Source organism: Pseudomonas sp. 102515 (genome assembly GCF_031085165.1).
Classification (GTDB): domain Bacteria; phylum Pseudomonadota; class Gammaproteobacteria; order Pseudomonadales; family Pseudomonadaceae; genus Chryseomonas.
The window spans coordinates 237480-258086 of the sequence record NZ_JAVHTY010000001.1 but is presented as its reverse complement, the minus strand read 5'-3'; the positions used below and the strand labels follow the sequence as shown (position 1 = coordinate 258086).

At 65.7% G+C, this 20607-nt stretch carries 20 protein-coding genes; 15 read left to right on the top strand and 5 right to left on the bottom strand.

Annotation, left to right across the window (positions count from 1 at the left end):
• Positions 1–30: 30 nt before the first annotated feature.
• The 10 genes from RCF34_RS01165 to RCF34_RS01120 all read left to right on the top strand — a co-directional run bounded on the left by RCF34_RS01165 (position 31) and on the right by RCF34_RS01120 (position 9968).
• Positions 31–630 carry an EF-hand domain-containing protein gene (locus tag RCF34_RS01165; protein ID WP_308706513.1) on the top strand — a complete coding sequence of 200 codons (600 nt, stop codon included), beginning with the start codon at positions 31–33 and terminating at the stop codon, positions 628–630.
• A 308-nt stretch (positions 631–938) separates the two neighbouring features.
• A complete protein-coding gene (locus tag RCF34_RS01160; RefSeq protein ID WP_308706512.1) occupies positions 939–2480 on the top strand; it encodes an ABC transporter substrate-binding protein in 1542 nt (513 codons plus the stop codon).
• Positions 2477–3412: an ABC transporter permease gene (locus RCF34_RS01155; protein WP_308706511.1), complete on the top strand. Its 936-nt coding sequence runs from the start codon at positions 2477–2479 to the stop codon at positions 3410–3412. Before RCF34_RS01160 ends, RCF34_RS01155 begins: the two co-directional genes overlap by 4 nt.
• Positions 3409–4230: an ABC transporter permease gene (locus tag RCF34_RS01150; RefSeq protein WP_308706510.1), complete on the top strand. Its 822-nt coding sequence runs from the start codon at positions 3409–3411 to the stop codon at positions 4228–4230. Before RCF34_RS01155 ends, RCF34_RS01150 begins: the two co-directional genes overlap by 4 nt.
• Positions 4227–5693 (top strand): ATP-binding cassette domain-containing protein, encoded by a 1467-nt coding sequence (locus RCF34_RS01145; protein WP_308706509.1) that lies wholly within the window; start codon positions 4227–4229, stop codon positions 5691–5693. The genes RCF34_RS01150 and RCF34_RS01145 overlap by 4 nt, the downstream gene beginning before the upstream one ends.
• Before the next feature lie 172 nt (positions 5694–5865).
• Complete coding sequence (locus RCF34_RS01140; RefSeq protein WP_374941153.1) at positions 5866–7170, top strand: OprD family porin; 1305 nt, start codon at positions 5866–5868, stop codon at positions 7168–7170.
• A gap of 889 nt (positions 7171–8059) precedes the next feature.
• Complete coding sequence (locus RCF34_RS01135) at positions 8060–8272, top strand: hypothetical protein (protein ID WP_308706507.1); 213 nt, start codon at positions 8060–8062, stop codon at positions 8270–8272.
• A 112-nt stretch (positions 8273–8384) separates the two neighbouring features.
• Positions 8385–8765, top strand: a complete 381-nt coding sequence (locus RCF34_RS01130) for a response regulator (RefSeq protein WP_007161706.1) — start codon at positions 8385–8387, stop codon at positions 8763–8765.
• A gap of 94 nt (positions 8766–8859) precedes the next feature.
• Positions 8860–9105, top strand: coding sequence for a hypothetical protein (locus RCF34_RS01125; RefSeq protein ID WP_308706506.1), 246 nt, complete (start codon positions 8860–8862; stop codon positions 9103–9105).
• Positions 9105–9968 (top strand): formate/nitrite transporter family protein, encoded by an 864-nt coding sequence (locus RCF34_RS01120; protein WP_308706505.1) that lies wholly within the window; start codon positions 9105–9107, stop codon positions 9966–9968. Before RCF34_RS01125 ends, RCF34_RS01120 begins: the two co-directional genes overlap by 1 nt.
• A gap of 54 nt (positions 9969–10022) precedes the next feature.
• Here RCF34_RS01120 and fabI read toward each other — a convergent pair whose 3' ends face one another.
• From fabI to gloB, 3 genes are all read right to left on the bottom strand, one after another.
• On the bottom strand, positions 10023–10823 hold the full coding sequence (gene fabI, locus RCF34_RS01115; protein ID WP_042134086.1) for an enoyl-ACP reductase FabI: 801 nt from the start codon (positions 10821–10823) through the stop codon (positions 10023–10025).
• Between the two features lie 195 nt (positions 10824–11018).
• On the bottom strand, positions 11019–12650 hold the full coding sequence (locus tag RCF34_RS01110; protein ID WP_308706504.1) for a LysM peptidoglycan-binding domain-containing protein: 1632 nt from the start codon (positions 12648–12650) through the stop codon (positions 11019–11021).
• A 145-nt stretch (positions 12651–12795) separates the two neighbouring features.
• On the bottom strand, positions 12796–13575 hold the full coding sequence (gene gloB, locus RCF34_RS01105) for a hydroxyacylglutathione hydrolase (protein WP_308706503.1): 780 nt from the start codon (positions 13573–13575) through the stop codon (positions 12796–12798).
• Positions 13576–13658: 83 nt separating this feature from the next.
• Between gloB and RCF34_RS01100 the strand changes: the two genes are divergently transcribed.
• The 5 genes from RCF34_RS01100 (at position 13659) to nudC (ending at position 18581) form a co-directional block, all read left to right on the top strand.
• On the top strand, positions 13659–14435 hold the full coding sequence (locus RCF34_RS01100) for a methyltransferase domain-containing protein (protein WP_308706502.1): 777 nt from the start codon (positions 13659–13661) through the stop codon (positions 14433–14435).
• Positions 14428–14892, top strand: coding sequence for a ribonuclease HI (rnhA, locus tag RCF34_RS01095; protein WP_308706501.1), 465 nt, complete (start codon positions 14428–14430; stop codon positions 14890–14892). The genes RCF34_RS01100 and rnhA overlap by 8 nt, the downstream gene beginning before the upstream one ends.
• Before the next feature lie 17 nt (positions 14893–14909).
• Positions 14910–15644, top strand: a complete 735-nt coding sequence (gene dnaQ / locus RCF34_RS01090) for a DNA polymerase III subunit epsilon (protein ID WP_308706500.1) — start codon at positions 14910–14912, stop codon at positions 15642–15644.
• A gap of 433 nt (positions 15645–16077) precedes the next feature.
• Positions 16078–17757 carry a ferrous iron transporter B gene (locus RCF34_RS01085; RefSeq protein ID WP_374941130.1) on the top strand — a complete coding sequence of 560 codons (1680 nt, stop codon included), beginning with the start codon at positions 16078–16080 and terminating at the stop codon, positions 17755–17757.
• Positions 17754–18581 carry an NAD(+) diphosphatase gene (gene nudC / locus RCF34_RS01080; protein WP_308706498.1) on the top strand — a complete coding sequence of 276 codons (828 nt, stop codon included), beginning with the start codon at positions 17754–17756 and terminating at the stop codon, positions 18579–18581. The genes RCF34_RS01085 and nudC overlap by 4 nt, the downstream gene beginning before the upstream one ends.
• Here the strand turns inward: nudC and RCF34_RS01075 are convergent.
• Together RCF34_RS01075 and pobA are read right to left on the bottom strand one after the other, a co-directional pair.
• Positions 18549–19325 carry a TSUP family transporter gene (locus RCF34_RS01075; RefSeq protein WP_308707500.1) on the bottom strand — a complete coding sequence of 259 codons (777 nt, stop codon included), beginning with the start codon at positions 19323–19325 and terminating at the stop codon, positions 18549–18551. The two genes, nudC and RCF34_RS01075, sit on opposite strands and share 33 nt — an antisense overlap.
• Positions 19326–19401: 76 nt before the next feature.
• Complete coding sequence (gene pobA, locus RCF34_RS01070) at positions 19402–20586, bottom strand: 4-hydroxybenzoate 3-monooxygenase (protein ID WP_308706497.1); 1185 nt, start codon at positions 20584–20586, stop codon at positions 19402–19404.
• Positions 20587–20607 lie beyond the last annotated feature (21 nt).

The window sequence follows — 20607 nt, the reverse complement described above, 5'->3', positions numbered from 1 at the left end:
TGATGTCCGCATTTCCCAGGAGAGACATCCATGATCAGCGGAATAGGCAGTGGCTACTCCAGCTACTATAGCAGTGCCAGCGCGATCAAAGGCACAGCTACGACAGCGTCTGGCAATAGCGTGAGCGGCGGCGAAGACGGCAATCCGTTGAAGAAGCTGTTCGGCAAGCTCGACAGCGATGGCGACGGCTTCATCAGCAAGAGCGAGCTCACCACCGCCGCCAGCGCGGCGAGCGATACCCAGACGGATACCGACGAGGACGGGGCGATCGACGTCGACAAGCTGCTCGGCATGCTCGACCAGGATGGCGATGGCAGCGTTGGCGAAAGCGAATTCGCCTCGGTCTTCGCGCTGCCGCCGGGTGGTCCCCAGGGGCAGAGGGGCACCGAGGAATCCGGTAATTCCCGCGATTCCAGCGTTGCCGGACTGAGCGGTTCAGCGCGTCCGCGCATGCCGCCGCCACCACCCCAGAGGACGAGCGGGCAAGGGGACAGCGAAGCTGATTCCATCGCTCAAGACTCGTCGAGCCCCTACACGCAGCTGGTCCAGGCGGTGTTGCGCCAGTACCAGAGCATCGGCAGCAACGGCAGCAGCGCCGCCACGGGCAGCGCCTTGAACGTGGCCGCCTGAGCAGGGATGGGCAACGCAGGGCAGGGCGGCCAGAGGCCGCCCGGTCTGCGCACCCACGCTCCACTCGACCTCCTTCTCGACTTCGCACTCCTTGAGTGGCGCTCACCTGAGTTTTTGGCCGGTGGTTTCGGCGTCATCGCCTGATGAAGCTCGCAGCACATTCTCCAGCTATTTCAAGATGTTGCCAGCGGGGTTCCGCCTTTACCCTTATCAATAAACGTTATGATATAACGTGCGACTTCATTGGCTTGGCCGATGCTTGGCTGTCAGCTGCGGGTATCGGCGCTTTCGCTCTGCTAAGGACTGTCATGTCTGTATCCCACACCCTCCGGTCCGCGCTGACCGCTTCGGCGTTGGCGACCCTGGCCGCCTTCGTGCCGACGCTATCCAGCGCTGAAGAACGCGTCTTCGACGTGGTCGGCCCCTTCGAGATCGGTGGACTGGATCCGTCGATTTCCGGCTTCGTTTTCCAGCGCATGCAGATCACCGAGACGCTGCTCGAAGCCGATGCCCAAGGCCAGCCGCTCCCTGGCCTGGCAACGCGCTGGACCGAATCGGCGGATGGCCTAACCTGGCGGCTTGCCCTTCGCCAGGGAGTGAAGTTCCATGACGGCAGCGAGCTCACGGCCGAGGCTGCCGCCGCTGCTCTCAATACGGCGCGGGGCAAGCCCGGGGTGCTCAAGCAGGCGGGCATGGCGTCGGTCACGGCCGAAGGCAACGAGGTGGTGATCCGGCTGGCGAAACCCTTCAAGCCCTTGCTGGCACTGCTGGCGCATTCTTCCACCAATATCCTGGCGCCGGCCGCCTATGACGCCGAGGGCAAGGTGCAGAAGATCATCGGCACGGGGCCGTACCAGCTGACGCTGCTGGAACCGCCGCAACGCCTGGCTGCCGAGCGCTTTGCAGGCTACTGGGGCACCCAGCCGGAGATCGCCAGGACCTCCTACCTGGCCGCGGGCCGCGGCGAGACCCGCACCCTGATGGCTGAAAGCGGCGATGCCGAACTGGTGTTCCAGCTCGATCCGCCCAGCATCGCGCGACTCAAGCGCTCCAGCAATCTCAAGGTACTGGTCGAGCCGGTCCCGCGAGTGGTGTTGCTGACCCCCAACTCCGGCGCTGGCGCTACCGCGCCGGTCGAGGTGCGGCAGGCGCTCAGCCTGGCCATCCAGCGTGAGGGCGTCGCCGCCGCCGTGTTGCGCGCCCCGGGTACCGGCGCGACTCAGCTGTTCGCCAAGAACGTGCCCGCCTGGCACGACCCCGAGCTGGCGCCCCTCGCCTACGATCCGGCGGCATCGCGCACGCTGCTGGCCGGGCAGGGCTGGACCCCGGGAGCCAATGGCATCCTGCAGAAGAACGGTACGCCGCTCAGGCTCAAGCTGCTGACCTATTCGGATAGACCCGAGCTGCCGCTGATCGCCACCGCGCTGCAGGCGCAGTTGCGCGAGGTGGGCGTGGACGTGGAGGTCGCGGTGCAGAACTCCAGCGCCATCCCGGCCGCGCACAACGATGGATCGCTGCAACTGGCGCTCTATGGCCGCAACTTCGCCCTGGTCCCTGATCCCCTGGTCACCCTGCTCAATGACTTCAGCCACGGCGGCGCCGAATGGGGGCCGCTGGGCTGGAAGAACCCTGCCTTCGACCAGGCCCTGGCCGCGCTGCTGGCCAGCGATGATCCGGCCGAGCAGCAGCGCCAACGGTACGCCGCCATGGCCCAGGTGCAACAGGACCTGCCGGTGATCCCGGTGGCCTGGTATCGCCAGACCCTGGCCGTGTCCAATACCGTCGAAGGCGCCGCCATCGATCCCTTCGAGCGCACCTTTGGCCTGAGCAGGCTGCGGTGGGTCCAATGACCCGCCTGCTCGCCTTTCGCCTGCTGCAGGCGGGCCTGGTCGCCTTGCTGGTCGGGGGGCTCACCTTCCTGTTCATGAACCTGCTGCCGGGCGACGCCGCCTACCGCATCGCGGCCGGGCGCTACGGCTACGACCTGGTGGATACCGCCGCGGCCGAGGCGGTGCGGGCCGAGCTCAATCTGGACCAGCCGCTGCTGTGGCGCTTCTTCGCCTGGATCGGTGATCTGCTGACCCTGGATCTCGGCCATTCGCTGGTCTCCGGCAAGCCGGTGATGGACGTCGTCGCCCACGAACTGGGCAGCTCCATCCGCCTGGCCATCGGCGCCGTCTGCCTGTCGCTGCTGCTCGGCCCGCCGCTGGGCGTAGTGGCCGGTCTGCGTCCGGGCGGCCTACTGGACCGCGGCCTGCTGGTGCTGACCACCGCGATCCGCGCGCTGCCGCAATTCGTCCTGGGCGTGATCTTCGTACTGCTGTTCGCCATTTCCTGGCGACTGTTCCCGGCAGCCGGTCACGGCACCTTCTGGCACAGCGTCTTGCCCACGCTGACCCTGGCGCTGGGACTGGCCGCGGTGTCTTCCCGGGTCGCCCGGGATGCCACCGTGGACGTCGCGGCCTCCGCCTACTACAGCTTCGGTCGCCTCAAGGGCCTGAGAGGCGCCGGCGTCTTCCTGCGCCATGGCCTGCGCAACATCGGCGTGCCGGTGGTGACCTACCTGGGCGTGCAGCTGGTGTATCTCATCGAGGGCGTGGTGGTGGTGGAGACGCTGTTCGCCTGGCCGGGCATCGGCCACGGCCTGGTCCACGCCATCGTCCAGCGCGACGTGCCCATGGTGCAGGGCACCGCCCTGGCGATGGGCCTGCTGTTCGTCCTCCTCAACACCCTGGTCGATCTCGCCAATCACCTGATCGACCCGCGCGGGAGAAACGCATGAATCTCGATGCTACCGTCGCCTCGGTGGCGCCTCCGGTGCAGTCCTCCGCGCGCGGACTGGGCCTGGGTCTGCTGGCGGCCCTGATCGCCTTCGCCGTACTCACGCCACTGCTCTGGCAGGGCGACATCGCCCGCCAGGACTATGGGGCGATCCTCGCGGCGCCCAGCAGCGCCTATCCCCTGGGCACCGACCACCTGGGCCGCGACATGCTGGCGCGGCTGTCGGTGGCCATCCGCTTCTCCCTAGGGCTGGCCTTCATCAGCGTCTGCACCGCCGCCATTCCCGGCGTGCTGCTGGGCATCCTGGCCGCCTGGAAGGGCGGGCTGGTCGACAAGCTGCTGGGCGGGCTGGCCGAGTTGTTCCTGGCCCTGCCTGGCCTGCTGCTGGTGCTGCTGATCGTCGCGGTGTTTCCCGGCTCCTTCGTCGCCCTCTACAGCGCCGTGGCCCTGGTGCTGTGGGTGGAGTACTTCCGCATGACCTGGGCGCTGTCGCGCACCGTGCTGGCCTCGCCGGCGGTGGCCGCCAGCCAGTTGCTGGGCTTCGGGCCGGTCTACATCGTGCGCCGCCATCTCTGGCCACAACTGGCGCCGGTACTCCTGACCATCGCTGCCTTTGGCGCCGCCTCGACCATCATGGCCATCGCTGCCCTGGGTTTCGTCAGCATCGGCGTACGCCCGCCCACCGCCGAACTGGGACTGATGATCACCGAATTGCTGCCCTATTACGCCGAAGCGCCCCTGGTCATGGGCCTGCCAATCCTGGCGATCTTTCTGGCCGTGCTCTCGCTGCTGCTCATCACCGGAGGACGCAAGCCATGACCGCCTTGCTCACCACCACGGCGCTGGAGATCCGCACCGCCGAGGCCCAACTGGTGGAACCGCTGTCCATCCGCCTGGCGCCGGGTCAGGTGCTGTCGATCATCGGCGAGACCGGCTCGGGCAAGAGCCTGTTCGCCCAAGGGGTGGTCGGCAACCTGCCGGCGGGGCTGCAGGCCCACGGGCAGATAGGCCTGGCGGATGGCTTCAGCGAAGAAGGCCGCGAGGCCGGTCGCCGTAAGCACTGGGGCAGGGGGCTGGCGGTGCTGCCCCAGGAACCCTGGCTGAGCCTGGACCCGACCATGCAGGCACGCTCCCAGGTTGCCGAGACCTATACCCAGGTGGTCGGCCTCGGCCGTGCCGAAGCCCGCGACAGGGCCAGCGCGGATCTGGCGCGGTTGGGCCTGGCCGGCGCCGAGCGCAAGTATCCCTTCCAGCTGTCCGGTGGCATGGCCCAGCGCGTGGCCTTTGCCGCCACCCATGCCGGTGGCTCGCCGGTGCTGATCGCCGACGAGCCCACCAAGGGGCTGGATCGTGACCGCATCGACGAGGTCATCGACCTGCTCAAGGCCATGCTGGCCGAGGGCGGCAGCCTGCTCATCATCACCCACGACCTGGAAGTCGCGCGCCGACTGGGTGGCGAGGTGATGATCATGCTCAAGGGACGGGTCATCGAATCCGGTACGGCCGAGCAGGTGCTGGGCCAGCCGCAGCATGCCTACACCCGCGAGCTGCTGGCCGCCGACCCCGCGCAATGGCCGAAACGTACCTCGCGAGCCATCACTGAAAAAGCCGTGGTCACGGTGGAAGGCCTCGCCGTCCAGCGCGGTGGCAAGCAGCTGTTCGAGGACTTGTCCTTTACCGTCCGGCCCGGGGAGATTCTCGGCGTGACGGGGCCATCCGGCTGCGGCAAGTCGACCCTGGGCGACATCCTGCTCGGCCTGGCCACGCCCGGCGCCGGGGCGATTCATCGCCAGCCAGGCCTCGGTCGCTTCGCCTTCCAGAAGCTGCACCAGGACCCAGTGGCCGCCTTCGCGCCCTCGGTGACCATTCGCCACCTGCTGGCGGATCTGGTGCGGCTGCATCGACTGGATACGGCACGCATCGGTCGGCTGATGCAACGCCTTCGCCTCGACGAGCGCCTGCTGGATCGCTTGCCCGGCAACATCTCCGGCGGTGAATTGCAGCGTTTTTCCCTGCTGCGCGTGCTCTTGCTCGATCCGGCGCTGATCTTTGCCGACGAACCCAGTTCGCGGCTGGATCTCATCACCCAGAAGGAGATGATCGAGCTGCTGGTCGAGACGGCTGAGGAATCCGGGACCGCCATCCTCCTGGTCAGCCATGACGAGGACCTGGTGGATGCCGTCGCCGATCGGCGCATCCACCTGGGCACCCACACCAGACCCCTGCAGGACCAAGCGCCGGCACGGGAGCAGGGCAGCCGCCTGGCTGAATCCCTGACCTGAGATCAGGGCCCGCACGGGGTTGCGGGCCTGCCAACAGACGTCGCCAAGGCCGTGGTGGGATGCCACTGCCTTCGTGCGCGCGTCTTTCCGACAACTAGATCGGCCACACTCCGCAGAGGACTTCATGGAACGCTTGCGCTATCAGAAAGGATTACCCCGAGCCAGTCGCTGGTTGCACGGCAGACGCCTGGCCGCGCCGCTGGCACTGGGCGTATTGGGCAGCTGTATGGGGCTGCTGACGGGCGAGGAGGCCAGGGCCGACGGCTTCGTGGACGACAGCAAGCTCACCCTGACCCTGCGCAACTATTATTTCGGCAGCGATCGCCGCAACGGCCGTGCCGATCAGAAGGATTGGACCCAGGGCTTTCTACTCGACTACCAGTCCGGCTTCACCCAGGGCACGGTCGGGTTGGGCGTCGACGCGTTCGGCTACCTGGGCCTGAAGTTCGATGGCGGTCCCGGGCTCCGGGGAACCGGCAATCTACCCGTCCATGCCGGCAACCAACCGGCGGACGAGTATTCCCGCGCCGGCGCGGCGGCCAAGCTGCGTTTGGGACAGACGGTGGTGCGCTACGGTCAGCAACTGCCCACGGCACCGGTCTTCGCCATCAGCACCAGCCGCCTGCTGCCCCAGAGTGCCACCGGCTGGAGCATCCTCAGTACGGACATCTCCGGCTTGACGCTGGAAGCCGGACATTTCACCTCGGGTACCGATCAGGTCAGCACCAACCGGGATGGCGATCTCTGGGCCGGTTATGCCCGGCGCCGCGCGGATCACGTCGACTTCGCCGGGGGGAAATACGCCCTGGCCAAGGGTGTCAGCCTGTCGCTCTACGCGGCCAAGCTCGACGACATCTGGAATCAATACTACGGCAACTTCAACCTGGTGCAGCCATTGTCGGCGAGCCAGTCGCTGACCTTCGATGCCAACCTTTACCGGACCCTCGATACCGGTGCCGCCAACGCCGGTCCCATCGACAACACGGCCTACAGCCTCGCCGCCGCCTACAGTCTCGGTCCTCAGACCTTTACCCTGGGCTGGCAGCGGATCGATGGCGATACGCCATTCGACTACATCGGCATGGGCGACAACGGGCGCACCGGTGGCGGTCTGTTTCTCGGCAATGCCTCGATGTTCTCCGACTTCAACGCACCCGGCGAGCGCTCCTGGCAAGCGCGTTACGACCTCAACTTCAAGACCCTCGGGGTGCCCGGGCTCAGCCTCATGACCCGCTACATCGGGGGCAGCGACATCGACGGCAGCAACCTGCCCGCCACCAGTGCCTATCGCGGACTGTACGGCACCGGCGACCGGGAGAGGGAGCTGAATCTGGAAGGGCGCTATGTCGTGCAATCCGGCTCGGCCAAGGGACTGTCCATCAGGGTGCGCCAGGCCTGGCACCGGGGCTCGCTTTCCACCGGCGGTTCGGTCGATCAGCTGCGGGTGATCGTCGACTATCCACTGCGGTTACTGTGAGGCTTGAGCAAAGGGCTTTGGTGGGTAGAGGGCAACCGTTCATAGGCGGTTCGCTGCCGTCTGTCATCACGGGCTTGAGGGGGAGTGGTCGTGGAGAAAGCCCGATAATCATTGTTTTTCCTAGGTCCGCGCTACGTCATCCCCGCCTGGACAGCGCCGTACGCACGGTCATGTTAGTCGCCGTGATCCGGTTGATGGTCCTCGCGCCAGAGGGTGTCTCTCATGCCGAGAGGAACGGTGGACGCCTATAGTGCACCCAAGAAGCCCGATCCCCACGGCTACGCCGAAGCAGCCGTCTCGGCCCCGGTCCGTCGCCATTCTTCGCCGGCTGGTGCCGTGCTCCCGGCCACACGGTGCAGGACCGGGAGCGAACTCCGCTCAGCGATGGCCACTCACGGCGCTGTTATGGCTATGAGTGGCCACGGGGAATGGACGGACGTCATCTGGCCCAAATCGGGGACCTGCGACGACGGCGACGATCATCCCCATCGGGCCCTCCATCCACTCGCTTTCCAAGATTTGGAAGAGAACGTCGCTCACGTGGTTGGGACGATCTTCGCCCAGGCTGTCCCCGGCGTCTGGCTTGGGAGATTGACCGGACTGGCCAGCGGAGGGCCGCCGTGCTGACAAGTCCCGGCGTCACCCGCGCTGGATTGAGGCGTAACCTGCCCGTGGCCTGGGGAAGGGCGCCTGGGCGGAGGCCGCCAGCGGCAATAGCAGGACGAATAGCGGCTACGATCTCCAACACGGTATCCCGGAGCCCTACCGTGCGGCTGGATTGCCCCTACGGCAATCTTTAGTATCAGGTTACAGCGCTGCTGTTATCCGGTAGAGAACGAATCGGCGCTTGGCCTGCCTAAACAGTGTCCAATCAACCCGGAGTCCTACCATGAACGCGAAGAAAATCTCTGCCTTGATGTTTGCTGGTCTGATCGCCGCCAGTGGCGCCGCCTTCGCAACCGAAAGCGCAGGCAATCCGCCGAAGGCCAATAGCGCTGGCATGGGTACCCCGGCTGGTCAGAAGACCGGTGAGGGCGCTGGCGCCGCGACAGGAGCTGGCAAGACCACCATCAACGAGCAAGGGCAGAAGCAACAGCAGTAAGGTCCAGGGGGCCGCTGGCACATCCGGCGCCCCCTCAATCTGCGTCTGGAATGGAACTTTGCAGGCGCCCGGTGTCCAAGGGAGCCGAGCGTGTGGGTACAGGGGTTAGATAGTGAGTGCGGAACAGAGCAAGGTTGTCCTGGTCGTCGAGGATGAGCCGCAGATTTTGATGATTCTGGCGGATTATCTTTCCGAACTGGGCTACACCGTCCTGCAGGCGCCCTCGTCACTCGAAGCCTTCCGCATCCTGGCTGGTCGGCCACGCCTGGATCTACTGATAACAGACTTCCGTCTCCCCGACGACGTCTCCGGCGTGATGATCGCCGAGCCCGCCCTCAAGCTGCGCCCTGACCTCAAGGTCCTCTTCATCAGCGGTTATCCCGCCGAAATCATCGATACCGGTTCGCCATTGCTGGGCAAGGTCCCCTTGCTGACCAAGCCGTTCTCCCTCGAGCGTCTCCACCTACAGGTGCAGAAGCTGCTCGGCGCCTGATCCGCTCCGTCGCCACAGATCGTTTTTCCGCCGGCACAGTCTATTGATCAGGTGCGACCAGTCCGGTCGCCCAGGTGTGGAGACAACGGCGTCCATGGCTATCAAGCATTTCAATCATCACGAAGCGATCTCGTCCGCCGTTCCGGCTGAACAGGGTTTCGAAGCGATCATCGCTGTCAAGGCCCGGCGCGAGGATGCCCGTCCGACCTTTCACAAGGTCGCCACCGAACGCCATTTCGATCTGGCCTCCGAAGCGGAAGAGGCAGCTGATGCCGCGCTCAATCGTGTGACGGAGATTGGCGACGACGATGAGCTTCTTTGGGACGAGCAGGCCGTGTGATGAAGAGAGACCCGGAGCAGTCCGAAGAGTCCCGACAGCGGCAGGAATCCGGTCCGGACGACCCTGAACTGAGTCGCGCGGAAGAAGAGGACGTCGACGAGAACCAGTTGCCACGCGCCGTGGTGCTGCACGAGATCATCCGGACCCAGGGTGATCACGAACTCGAGCGGACGATTGCGGCGCTGTTCTGGTCGGCACTGGCCGCCGGCCTGACCATGGGCCTGTCGCTGATGGCGATGGGCTTGCTCAATGCCAACCTGCCCGAGGGTGGCTACAGCAAGGTCATCGCCAGCTTCGGCTATTCGGCCGGCTTCCTAGCCGTGATCCTGGCGCGCCAGCAGCTGTTCACCGAAAACACCCTGACGGCGGTGCTGCCGGTGATGAGCGAGCCTACGCTGCACAACTTCGGTCGCCTGGGGCGGCTATGGGGCGTGGTACTGGTGGGCAATCTCATCGGGACCGTCCTGGTCGCCTACGTGGTCCTGCACCTGCCTTTGTTCGACACCAAGACCGATGCGAAATTTCTCGAGATCGGTACGCATGTCATGGAGAACGATGCGTCGGCCATGTTCGCCAAGGGCATAGTGTCCGGCTGGATGATCGCCACCATGGTCTGGATGCTGCCCGCGGCGGAAAATGCCCGGATCTGGATCATCGTGCTCATCACCTATCTGATGGCGCTGGGCGACTTCACCCACATCGTGGTGGGCAGTGTGGAGGTGGCTTATCTGGTATTCGCCGGGGAGGCGAGCTGGGGAGACTTCCTGCTGACCTTCGCCGGTCCGACCCTGGTCGGCAACATAGTCGGGGGTAGTCTGATCTTCGCGCTGATCAGCCACGCGCAGGTGCGCAGCGATACCTGAAAGCAGAAGGGCCGGCAAATTGCCGGCCCTTCTGCTTTCAGGCGACGGTCACGCTCACTCGTCGTCGTTGAGCTGACCCATGGCGGTGGTGTTGAAGCCACCGTCGACGTAGAGGATCTCACCGCTGATGCCCGACGCCAGGTCGGAGCAGAGGAAGGCGCCGGCGTTGCCCACTTCGTCGATGGTCACGTTGCGGCGCAGGGGCGTCTGGCGCTCGTTGGCGGCCAGCATCTTGCGGAAGCTTTTGATGCCCGAGGCGGCCAGGGTCCGGATCGGACCGGCGGACACGGCGTTGACACGGGTGCCTTCCGGGCCGAGGCTGCCGGCCAGGTAACGGACACCGGCCTCGAGGCTGGCCTTGGCCATGCCCATGACGTTGTAGTTCGGCATGGTGCGTTCGGCACCCAGGTAGGACAGGGTCAGCAGGCTGCCGTTGCGGCCGCGCATCATCTCGCGACCGGCCTTGGCCAGGGCGACGAAGCTGTAGGCGCTGATGTCGTGGGCGATCTTGAAGCCGTCACGGGTGGTCACGGCGGTGAAGTCGCCGTCCAGCTGGTCGCCGGGGGCGAAGCCGACCGAGTGGACGATGCAGTCCAGGCCATCCCACTTCTTCGCCAGCGCGGCGAACACGGCTTCGATCTGGGCGTCGTCGGCGACGTCGCAGGGGAAGCACAGCTCGGGATTGGACCCCCAGCCCGCGGCGAATTCTTCGACGCGACCCTTGAGCTTCTCGTTCTGGTAGGTGAAGGCCAGCTCGGCGCCTTCGCGGTGCATGGCCGCGGCGATGCCGGAGGCGATGGACAGCTTGCTGGCGACGCCGACGATGAGAACGCGCTTACCGGCGAGAAATCCCATGGTTTTTTCCTCTTCTGTGTTGAATCCCGGGCAGCAGCCAGGGGCTGAAGGTCCGGGTTGGGCAGGGCTCTGCGCAGGTCAGAGCGAGATCTTGGCCTGGCTCCACTAGGGGTCAGGCACGGGTGGGGCGGTAAGGTAGCAGGTCGATACCCGGGACAAAAGCGCTGGTTGGCCGCTGCGGTGAGCGGTCGCGCTTCAGTTGAGGAACAGCGTCAAGGTCTGGCCGGGGGTCAGGGCGGAAGCGATACGCGGATTCCAGTCCTGCAGCGCTTGCACGCCGATGTTGTAGCGCTTGGCGATCTGATAGAGGGAATCGCCGGCCTTGACCCGGTAGTAGGTGGGGGCGGCCTTGGCCGTCTTGGCGGTCTTCACCGCCGGCGCGATGGTCTTGGTATAGGAGGCCGGCATCGCCACGGCCGTGGCGGTGCTGCTGCCCGCGCCGTGCAGCTTCAGGGTCTCGCCGACCTTGAGACCACGCTTGCCGAGATCGTTCCAGCGCTTGAGGTCGGCCAGCTCCACCTCGTTGGCCCGGGCGATGGACCAGAGGCTGTCGCCGGTGCGCACCTTGTAGGTCCGCACCACGGGCTCTTCGGCCACGGCGATGGTTTCGAGGGGGGTCGTGGTCTTGCCGGTCTCGCGTCGCGGAATCATCAACTCCCGGCCGGCGGACAAGCGGCTGCTGCCGCTGAGTTTGTTGAGGGCGACGAGTTGCTCGACGCTGACGTGATTGCGCTTGGCGACGCTGCGCAGGGTATCGCCCCGGCGCACCCGGTATTCCTGCCACTGCACCACAGCGTCGGAGGCGATGTTGGGCAGGGTCGCGACCAGGCGCTTGGCCTTTTCCGCCGGCACCAGCAGGTGCTTGGGGCCGTCCATGGTCACGCGTTGGGTGTAGGCCGGATTCAGGCGATAGAGTTCGTTGGCATCCAGATCCGCCAGTTCGGCCACCCGTGCCAGATCCAGGTGCTGCTTGATGTCCACCACTTCGAAGTAGGGTTCGTCCGGGATGGATTCCAGGGCTAGGCCGTAGGCGTCCGGGTTGCGCACGATCTGGGAGACGGCTAGCAGCTTGGGCACGTAGTCCTGGGTTTCCGGCGGCAGCGACGACAGATTCCAGTAGTCGGTCGGCAGGCCCAGCGACTGGTTGCGTTCGATGGCGCGACTGACCGTGCCTTCGCCGGCATTGTAGGCGGCCAGGGCCAGCAGCCAGTCGCCACCGAACATGTCGTGCAGCTTGCTCAGGTAGTCCAGGGCAGCATTGGTCGAGGCGGTGATGTCGCGGCGACCGTCATAGAAGCGGGTCTGGCGCAGATTGAAATACTTGCCGGTGGTGGGAATGAACTGCCACAGACCGGAGGCGGCGCTGCGCGAGAGGGCGTTCGGGTTGAAGGAGCTTTCCACGACCGGCAGCAGGGCCAGTTCCAGCGGCATGTTGCGCTCTTCCAGGCGCTCGACGATGTAATGCAGGTAAGGCGCGCCGCGGCTGCAGGACTGGGCGAGGGCGGCTTCGTGGCTGGCGTACCAGAGACGCTGACGATCGATGCGCGGGTTGGTGCCATTGTCGCCGGCGCCCTGCAGTTGATAGCCGTCCCGCACCCGGTCCCAGATGTCGCCGCTGGTCGCTGCCGCAGCGGGCGCCTTGCGCAACCACTCCGGCGGGCGCTGCATCTTACTTTGCGTCATGTGCAGATCGGCCTGATAGGCACGATTATCGGACTGCTGATTGCTCTGACAGCCGGCGAGGAAGACGGCGAGGCAGAGCGCCGAGACTTTGAAAGAGGTGGCCAGCACGTCTATTTCGCGGATTTTCGGCGTCGCTGGCGGCATCGGTCTGGGCTTTCCGGGAACTGAAGGATGGGCGATTCTAGGAACCGCATCCCGGGGGGTCAAGGAACAACCCCTTGGGCTGTGACCTGTACGACGACCGAAAACCACGAGTTCCGGCGTGTTGGCGGGGCCTGGGCAATAGGTGTCAGAACGTGTCCTTCCAGCCTCTCAGGGCCGCGAAATAGGTATCCTCCGACGCATCCGCAGCCACTTGGCGCTCCTCCTGCAGTCGTTGGCGTACGCTGTTTTCGGCCGTGCGCAGAAAGGGGTTGATGCGGCGCTCGCGTTCCAGGGTGGAGGGCAGGGTAGGCCGCTGGGCCTCCCGCAACTGCTGGGTCTCGGCCAGGGCCTGCCGGACCGCGGCATTTTCCGGTTCCACCGCCTGGGCGAAACGCAGGTTGCTCAAGGTGTATTCGTGGCCGCAGTAGATTTCGGTGGCGTCCGGCAGGCTGGCCAGGCGCTGCAGGGAGGCCAGCATTTGGCTGGGCGTGCCTTCGAAGAGTCGGCCACAGCCCGCCGAGAAAAGGGTATCGCCGCTGAACAGCAGGGGCCGCTCACCCGCGACATAAAAGGCGATGTGGCCGGCGGTATGGCCGGGCACGTGCAGCACCGCGAAAGCGGTCCCCAGGACTTCCAGCCGCTGGCCGTCCGCCAGCGGCAGGTCTACCGCGGCGATGCGCTCGTCGGCCGGCGCACTCACCCGGGCGCCGCTGCGCTGCTTGAGCACGGCGATGCCGCCGGTGTGGTCGTTATGATGGTGGGTGATCAGGATATCGGTCAGGCGCCAGTCCGGATTCCCGTCGAGCCAGGCCAGGACGGGAGTGGCGTCGCCCGGATCGACCACGGCCGCCTGTCTTGTCGCGGCGTCCTTGATCAGCCAGATGTAGTTATCGTTGAAAGCGGGCAGTGGAAGGATGTCGAACATGGATGAGCTCTCGGGTCGGACTGCGGTCCGCTAGGGTAGCAGTGGGTGGTAGGGCATAGGCTTCAGTATGAGAGGACCAGACGATGCACGATGAATTCTCCGCCCAGGTCGATCCGCGCTGGCTGAAGTTGATGAGCTCGGCGCGGGACTGGCTGGCCGGACCGCTGGGCCAGCTGTTGCTGGAGCAGGAGCGCCTGCTGATCGACGAAGAGCTCAAGCGCCACTTCGGCAGTTACCTGATTCATTACGGTCCGCACCCCGAGGCACCGGCCAATTGCGGCCAGCTTCGCCATGCGGTGCGCATAGGGCCGCCGCTGGGCGATGTGGACATCGTCTGCGAGGAGGGCGCCTGGCCGCTGGGCGAGCATGCGGCCGACGTGGTCCTGTTACAGCACGGTCTGGATTTCTCCCTGGCGCCGCATCGATTGCTGCGTGAAGCGGCGCTGAGCGTGCGCCCGGGCGGGCACCTGGTGGTGGTGGGCATCAATCCCTGGAGCCTCTGGGGCGTGCGCCATTACCTGGCTCGGGATGCCCTGCGCAAGGCCCGTTGTTACGGCCCCAGCCGGGTCGGCGACTGGCTGTCGGTGCTGGGCTTCGCGCTGGAGAAACGGCGCTTCGGGTGTTATCGTCCGCCGCTTTCATCCCCCAAGTGGCAGCAGCGGCTGGCCTGGATGGAGCAGAGTGAGGCCGAACCCAACTGCGAACAGGCAGCGGGCGCGGGCTTCTATCTGCTGTCGGCGCGCAAGCTGATGTTCGGCCTGCGCCCCGTGCCCCAGGCGCGAAAGGAACCGCGCGGCAAGCTGGTGCCCATGCCGGTGGCCAAGATCAGCCGCCGCGAATCGAGTGAATCCAATGAGTGACGACATCGTCGAGGTCTTTACCGACGGCGCCTGCAAGGGCAATCCCGGCCCCGGTGGCTGGGGCGCCTTGCTGAAATTCAAGGGTGCGGAGCGCGAGCTCTGGGGCGGCGAAGCCAACACCACCAACAATCGAATGGAGTTGATGGCGGCCATCCAGGCCCTGGCGGCGCTCAAGCGCCCCTGTCAGATCCGTCTGACCACCGACTCCGAGTACGTCATGAAAGGCATCACTCAGTGGCTGGTGAACTGGAAGAAGCGCGGCTGGCAGACCGCCGCGCGCCAGCCGGTGAAGAATGCCGAGTTGTGGCAGGCCCTGGACGAACAGGTTCAACGCCACCAGGTCGAGTGGCGCTGGGTGCGCGGCCACACCGGCCACCCCGAGAACGAACGGGCCGACCAGTTGGCCAACCGCGGTGTCGACGAAGTCCGGCAGGCCAAGCAGGCCGTCAAGGCCTAACAGCCAGGAGGTTAGCGATGAGATATGTAGTTCTGGATACCGAAACCACCGGCATGCCGGTGACCGATGGCCATCGGATCATCGAGATCGGTGGGGTCGAGGTCATCGGCCGGCGGCTGACCGGGCGGCATTTCCATGTCTATCTCAATCCGGATCGGCAGATCGACGAAGGCGCCATCGCGGTCCACGGCATCACCGATGAATACGTCGCCGACAAGCCACGCTTCGCCGAGATCGCCGACAGCTTCTTCGAATTCATCGAAGGCGCCGAACTGGTCATCCACAACGCGCCCTTCGACGTGGGCTTCATCAACATGGAGTTCGCCCGGCTGGGTGCCCATCCCGAGCGCGCCGACATCACCCAGCACTGCTCGGTGCTCGACACCCTGGTCATGGCGCGCGGTCGACATCCCGGCCAGCGCAACAGCCTGGATGCCCTGTGCAAGCGCTATGGCGTAGACAACTCCAACCGCGAGCTGCACGGTGCCTTGCTGGACGCCGAGATCCTCGCGGACGTCTACCTGGCCATGACCGGTGGCCAGACCAGCCTGTCGCTGGCGGCCCACGGCCAGGAAGGCAATGGCGACGGCAACTACGTCATGCCGATCAGGCGGCTGCCGGCCGATCGCCAGCGGACGCGAGTGATCAGCGCCACCAGCAGCGATCTCGACGCCCATGCGGCGCGCATGACGGCCATCGAAAAGAGCTGCGGCCGGACTCCCCTCTGGCTGGCCGGCGCCGAAGTCGAATAGCGCCCTTCATCTCTTGCCGGACGCCCGCTCGGCCCGCGGCCGGGCGTTCACGTTCGTCCGAATAAGCTGAAAGACCTCACAAATTTCAGCTATCGTTCAACTAAGATGCTGCAGGCTGGTCATTTGAGCCCGCATGAAGCCTCGAATTTCGAATTGAGCGGAACTTTATTTGTTCCGCAAACTCATATGACGATTCGGAGTTATCGCTTCGCTTTTGTGGATTTACAGGTTTAGCGTTCCAGAGCAAGGTTCCCTGGCGTGGCGAGAGGTCAAATCCCGTCCGCCGGGAGTGATTAGGGTGGCCCGGTCAGGAAGACGCAGGTACCTAGGCTCCAGTTGGAACAGCAAGCCTTTCTTCCCGTATTGACACGGCGTTGGCGAGGTTGTAATGGCGCAGGAGGCGTAAGGCACCATGGTGACCGGAGCAAGAGCTTTGAGCTTGGTCCGCGAACAGCTGTTCGCGACTATCGAGGAAGCTGAATCCCATCTTGAACGCTTCATCGTCGAGCGGCACTGCAGCAGCCTGTTGCAGCGTGCGGTCGAGAGCATCGGCCAGATTCGTGGCGCCCTGACGCTGATCGAGCTGACCGGCGCCCAGTTGCTCGCCCATCAGACGTTGCAGATCGCCAACGACATCCCTGCCGGCGCCGGTGCCGAACACGACGAGCACCTGATGGCGATCTGTCGTGGGCTGCATGTGCTGCGCCGCTATCTCGAACAGCTGCGTAGCGGTCAGGACGAGATGCCCGAGCTGCTGCTGCCGGCGATCAACGCCTTGCGGCTTGCCGGTGGCGAACCCGAACTCCCGGAAAGCTATTTCTTCAGTGTCCGCCTCGATCAGCGCCCCCTGATCAGCGAGACCACGAGTCTTGGCGCGCGTGAGCGTCAGGCCCAGGCTCGCCGGATGCGTCAGATGTATCAGGTCGGCCTGCTGGGTTTCCTGCGCGACGTCAATGGCGTGGCCAGCCTCAGGCTCATGGCGAGGGCGCTGGAGCGCTCCGCGGTGTTGCTGCACGATCACGTCGGCGGCTACTTGCCATGGGTGGCTGCGGCCACGGTCGAGGGCTTCGCCCAGGGCCGCCTGACGGCCACCCGTGAACGCAAGCAACTGTTCGCCCGGGTCGATCGCGAATTGCGCCAGATGCTGGGTAACGAGCTGCACGAGCCGGCCCGCAGCACCCTCAAGGAGCTGCTCTACCTGTTGGCGCTGGCCGGTGTCGAAGGCACCCATCCGCAAGAGGTCATGAACGCCTACGGTTTCGAGCGACTCGGTTTCACCGATGCCCAGCTTGAAGCCGGTAAGAAGCGTCTTGCCGGTCCCGGTCATGCCGTGATGCATTCGCTGTCCGCGGCGATCCGCGAAGAGGTGGAAACGGTCAAGGACCTGATCGACCTCATCGAGGCCGAGCTGCGCACTGGCGCCGAGCAGAATCGTGTGCCTCGCTCCGATAATTTCTCCCGGCTGTATATCCAGGTCGGCCTGCTGGGCAAGACCCTGGAGATGGTTGGGCAGGAGAATGCCGGCCAGGTGCTGCAGCAGTGCCTGCCGAACATCTCCCAGTTCCGCGACCGGACGGTCGTGCTGGAGGACCTCGCGCCCCTGGCCGATGCGCTGTTGCTGGTGGAAAGCATGCTGGGCCAGCCCGAAGGGCAGGGCTCGCTGATCGACGTGCCGCTGGAAGCCGAGGGTGTCCAGGTCAGTGTTGCCAACTACCAACTGGGCGAGGCCCAGGCGCTCCTGCATCGGGAGGCCTACAAGGGCCTGACCGACGCTAAGCGCGCCATTGGCGCCTTCCTCGATTCCCGTGGCGATACCCTGCACCTGGCCACCGTGCCGGCGCTGCTGGATACCGTCCGCGGCGCGTTGTTCTTCCTGGGCAATCCCCGTGCGGCCGAGCTGGTGCGGGCCTGCACCGGTTACATCCAGCGCTGCCTGATCGAAGGCGGCCAGGCCTGCGAGTCGGCGACCCTCGAAGTGCTGGCGGATGCCCTCAGCAGCATCGAGTTCTTCGTCGAGAGCGGTGGCACCGAGAGCCAGGACGGCACACCGGAGATTCTCGATATCGCGGCGCAAAGCATTCGCGCCCTGGGCTGGACTTCGGCTGCGGCATGAATGTCTGGCAGCCTGGCTGGTTTCAGACCGCCCAACCTGCCGGTGGCTGGCTGGTCGTCCACAGCGGCCAGGCGTTTCTGACATCAGGCACCGACGTGCTCTTCGCCCTGGAAGATCCGCGCGTCCAGGGCTTCGAGGGGGAGCGCCACGGGTTGGGGCAGTGGCAGGCGCAGCCGGTCACGCTGCTCGAACTGGATGCGCCTGGGGACATCGACGGCTGCGTCTGGCAGCCCTTACGGCCGCTGATGCTGCAATCGCCCCATGCGCTGTTCAAGTTGCTGGGCTATGCCAATCAGATCGGGACCTGGGCGCGGCAGCATCGCTTCTGCGGACAGTGCGGTACCCGTACCTTCGCCCTCGATGGCCAGCGCGGCCTCAAGTGCCCGAATTGCCAGCTCACCCAATATCCACGGCTGTCGCCCAGCATGATCGCCCTGGTCACCCGCGGCGATGAGGTGCTACTGGCGCGGTCGCCCCGCTTCGCGCCCGGCGTGTTCAGCACCCTGGCGGGCTTCGTCGAGCCGGGCGAGTCGGCAGAGGCCTGCGTGCACCGGGAGATCATGGAAGAGGTGGGCGTTTCGGTGACCAACCTGCGCTACCAGGGCAGCCAGAACTGGCCTTATCCGCATTCCCTCATGCTCGGCTATCACGTCGATTACCTGGCTGGCGACATCCGTTGCCAGCCGGACGAAATCGAAGACGCCCGCTGGTTCCACCTGCGCGAGTTGCCGACGCTGCCGCCGGCCTTTTCCATCTCGCGCTTTCTGATCGATCACTATCGCGTCGAGCGGCTAGGCGGCACTGAACCAGTGCTGCCAGATTAGCTTGACGGTCAACGCCAGCACGACGCAGATGAACACCGGGCGGATGAACTTGGCGCCGCCGGCGATGGCGCTGCGCGCGCCCAGATAGGCACCCAGGGTCAGCGACAGGCCCATGGTCAGCCCCAGTACCCAGAGCACCTGCCCCAGGGCGATGAACATCACCAGGGCGACGCCGTTGCTGACGAAATTCATGGTGCGGGCCACGCCGCTGGCCTTGAGCAGGTCGAGCGGGTAGAGCAGCAGGCTGCTGACCGTCCAGAAGGCGCCCGTGCCCGGTCCGAACAGGCCGTCGTAGGCACCCAGCGTCAGGCCCTGCGGCCATTGGCGCCGCTGCGGCACGGGCGCATCGCTGAGCACCGGCGCCTTGGGCGTGCCGCCGAACAGCAGATAAAGGGCGCAGCTGAACACCACGACCGGTAGCAGTTGATTGAGGAAGTCCGCCGAGAGATGGTGGGCGACCAGGGCACCTATCCCCGCACCGATGGCGGTAGCCACCAGGGCATGCCGCCACTGATGGGGATGGAACAGCTTGCGTCGATAGAAGGTGTAGGCGGCGGTGGCGCTGCCGAAGGTGGAGCTGAGCTTGTTGGTGCCGATCGCCAGGTGGGGTGGAACACCGGCCATCAGCAGGGCCGGCACCGTGAGCAGACCACCGCCGCCGGCGATGGCGTCGATGTAACCGGCCAGAAAGGCGACCCCGGCCAGCAGCGTCAGGGTCATGGGGTCCAGGGTGAATTCGAGCATGGGGTAGGGTGCCAGGTGGAACGGGGGCGCCATCATGCATCAGACGCGCAGCCGTCACCACCTGTCGCCGCCCCGGTCAGTCCAGTGCGGGGAAGGGCAGTCCGACGTAGTTTTCCGCGAGGGTCGTGCGACCCGCTCTGGAATCGAGCAGCGCCTGGAGCTCGGCGTCCTGCACGCGCTGGGTGAAGGCGTCGGTATCCGGAAAGCGGTGCAGGGCGGTGGTCATCCACCAGGAAAAGCGCACCGCCGCCCAGATACGTTTCAGGCAAAGCGTCGAATAGCGTTCGAGGCAGGCGGCATCCCCGGTGCGATAGGCCTGCTCCAGCAGCAGGTGCAGATTGCGCACATCGCCCAGGGCCAGGTTCAGCCCCTTGGCGCCGGTGGGCGGAACGATATGGGCGGCATCACCGACCAGGAACAGCCGGCCGTACTGCATGGGCTCGACCACATAGCTGCGCAGCGGAGCGATGCTCTTTTCCAGGGACGGGCCGGTCACCAGCTGGGCCGCCGTCTCGGCCGGCAGGCGGGCCTTGAGTTCCGCCCAGAAGCGCTCGTCCGACCAGTTCTCCACCGAGTCCCCGGCTTCCACCTGCAGGTAATAGCGGCTGCGGGTCGCGGATCTCATGCTGCACAGGGCGAAGCCGCGGGGGTGGTTGACGTAGATGAGCTCGCCGGCGGCGGGCGGGGTATCGCTCAGCAAACCCAGCCAGCCGAAGGGATACACCCGTTCGTATTCGGTGAGCACACCGTCCGGGATGCTGCGGCGCGAGACGCCATGGAAGCCGTCGCAGCCGGCGATGTAGTCGCAGTCGATGCGCAGGGTCTCACCGGCGACCTGGCAGGTGACATGGGGGCGCTCGCCCTTGAGCGCGTGGGGCTGGACGTCGCTGGCTTGGTAGAGGGTAGGGGCGCCACTCGCCTCGCGGGCGGCCATCAGGTCGCGGGTCACCTCGGTCTGGCCATAGACGGTGACGCAGCGCCCGCCGAGGAGGTCGTTCAGGTCCAGCCGCTCGCGCTGGCCATGGATGGCGAACTCGACGCCCTCGTGCACCTGGCCTTCCTGCTCCAGCCGCTCGGCGACGCCGGCCTGGCGCAGCAGATCGACCGTGCCCTGTTCGAGCACACCGGCCCGGATGCGGCTGAGTACGTGGCCGGCGCTCTGGCGCTCGAGGATGACGTTGTCGATGCCTGACCGGCTCAGCAGTTGGCCCAGCAGCAGCCCGGAAGGGCCCGCGCCGATGATGACGACTTGGGTGCGCATGGAGTCTGTCCTCTTGTCTGG

Bases quoted from the DNA above. Each gene is read 5' to 3' on its own strand.
- RCF34_RS01165 (WP_308706513.1), top strand. From the start codon at position 31: ATGATCAGCGGAATAGGCAGTGGCTACTCCAGCTACTATAGCAGTGCC.
- RCF34_RS01160 (WP_308706512.1), top strand. From the start codon at position 939: ATGTCTGTATCCCACACCCTCCGGTCCGCGCTGACCGCTTCGGCGTTG.
- RCF34_RS01155 (WP_308706511.1), top strand. From the start codon at position 2,477: ATGACCCGCCTGCTCGCCTTTCGCCTGCTGCAGGCGGGCCTGGTCGCC.
- RCF34_RS01150 (WP_308706510.1), top strand. From the start codon at position 3,409: ATGAATCTCGATGCTACCGTCGCCTCGGTGGCGCCTCCGGTGCAGTCC.
- RCF34_RS01145 (WP_308706509.1), top strand. From the start codon at position 4,227: ATGACCGCCTTGCTCACCACCACGGCGCTGGAGATCCGCACCGCCGAG.
- RCF34_RS01135 (WP_308706507.1), top strand. From the start codon at position 8,060: ATGAACGCGAAGAAAATCTCTGCCTTGATGTTTGCTGGTCTGATCGCC.
- RCF34_RS01125 (WP_308706506.1), top strand. From the start codon at position 8,860: ATGGCTATCAAGCATTTCAATCATCACGAAGCGATCTCGTCCGCCGTT.
- RCF34_RS01120 (WP_308706505.1), top strand. From the start codon at position 9,105: ATGAAGAGAGACCCGGAGCAGTCCGAAGAGTCCCGACAGCGGCAGGAA.
- fabI (WP_042134086.1), bottom strand. From the start codon at position 10,823: ATGGGATTTCTCGCCGGTAAGCGCGTTCTCATCGTCGGCGTCGCCAGC.
- RCF34_RS01110 (WP_308706504.1), bottom strand. From the start codon at position 12,650: ATGCCGCCAGCGACGCCGAAAATCCGCGAAATAGACGTGCTGGCCACC.
- gloB (WP_308706503.1), bottom strand. From the start codon at position 13,575: ATGTTCGACATCCTTCCACTGCCCGCTTTCAACGATAACTACATCTGG.
- RCF34_RS01100 (WP_308706502.1), top strand. From the start codon at position 13,659: ATGCACGATGAATTCTCCGCCCAGGTCGATCCGCGCTGGCTGAAGTTG.
- rnhA (WP_308706501.1), top strand. From the start codon at position 14,428: ATGAGTGACGACATCGTCGAGGTCTTTACCGACGGCGCCTGCAAGGGC.
- dnaQ (WP_308706500.1), top strand. From the start codon at position 14,910: ATGAGATATGTAGTTCTGGATACCGAAACCACCGGCATGCCGGTGACC.
- nudC (WP_308706498.1), top strand. From the start codon at position 17,754: ATGAATGTCTGGCAGCCTGGCTGGTTTCAGACCGCCCAACCTGCCGGT.
- RCF34_RS01075 (WP_308707500.1), bottom strand. From the start codon at position 19,325: ATGCTCGAATTCACCCTGGACCCCATGACCCTGACGCTGCTGGCCGGG.
- pobA (WP_308706497.1), bottom strand. From the start codon at position 20,586: ATGCGCACCCAAGTCGTCATCATCGGCGCGGGCCCTTCCGGGCTGCTG.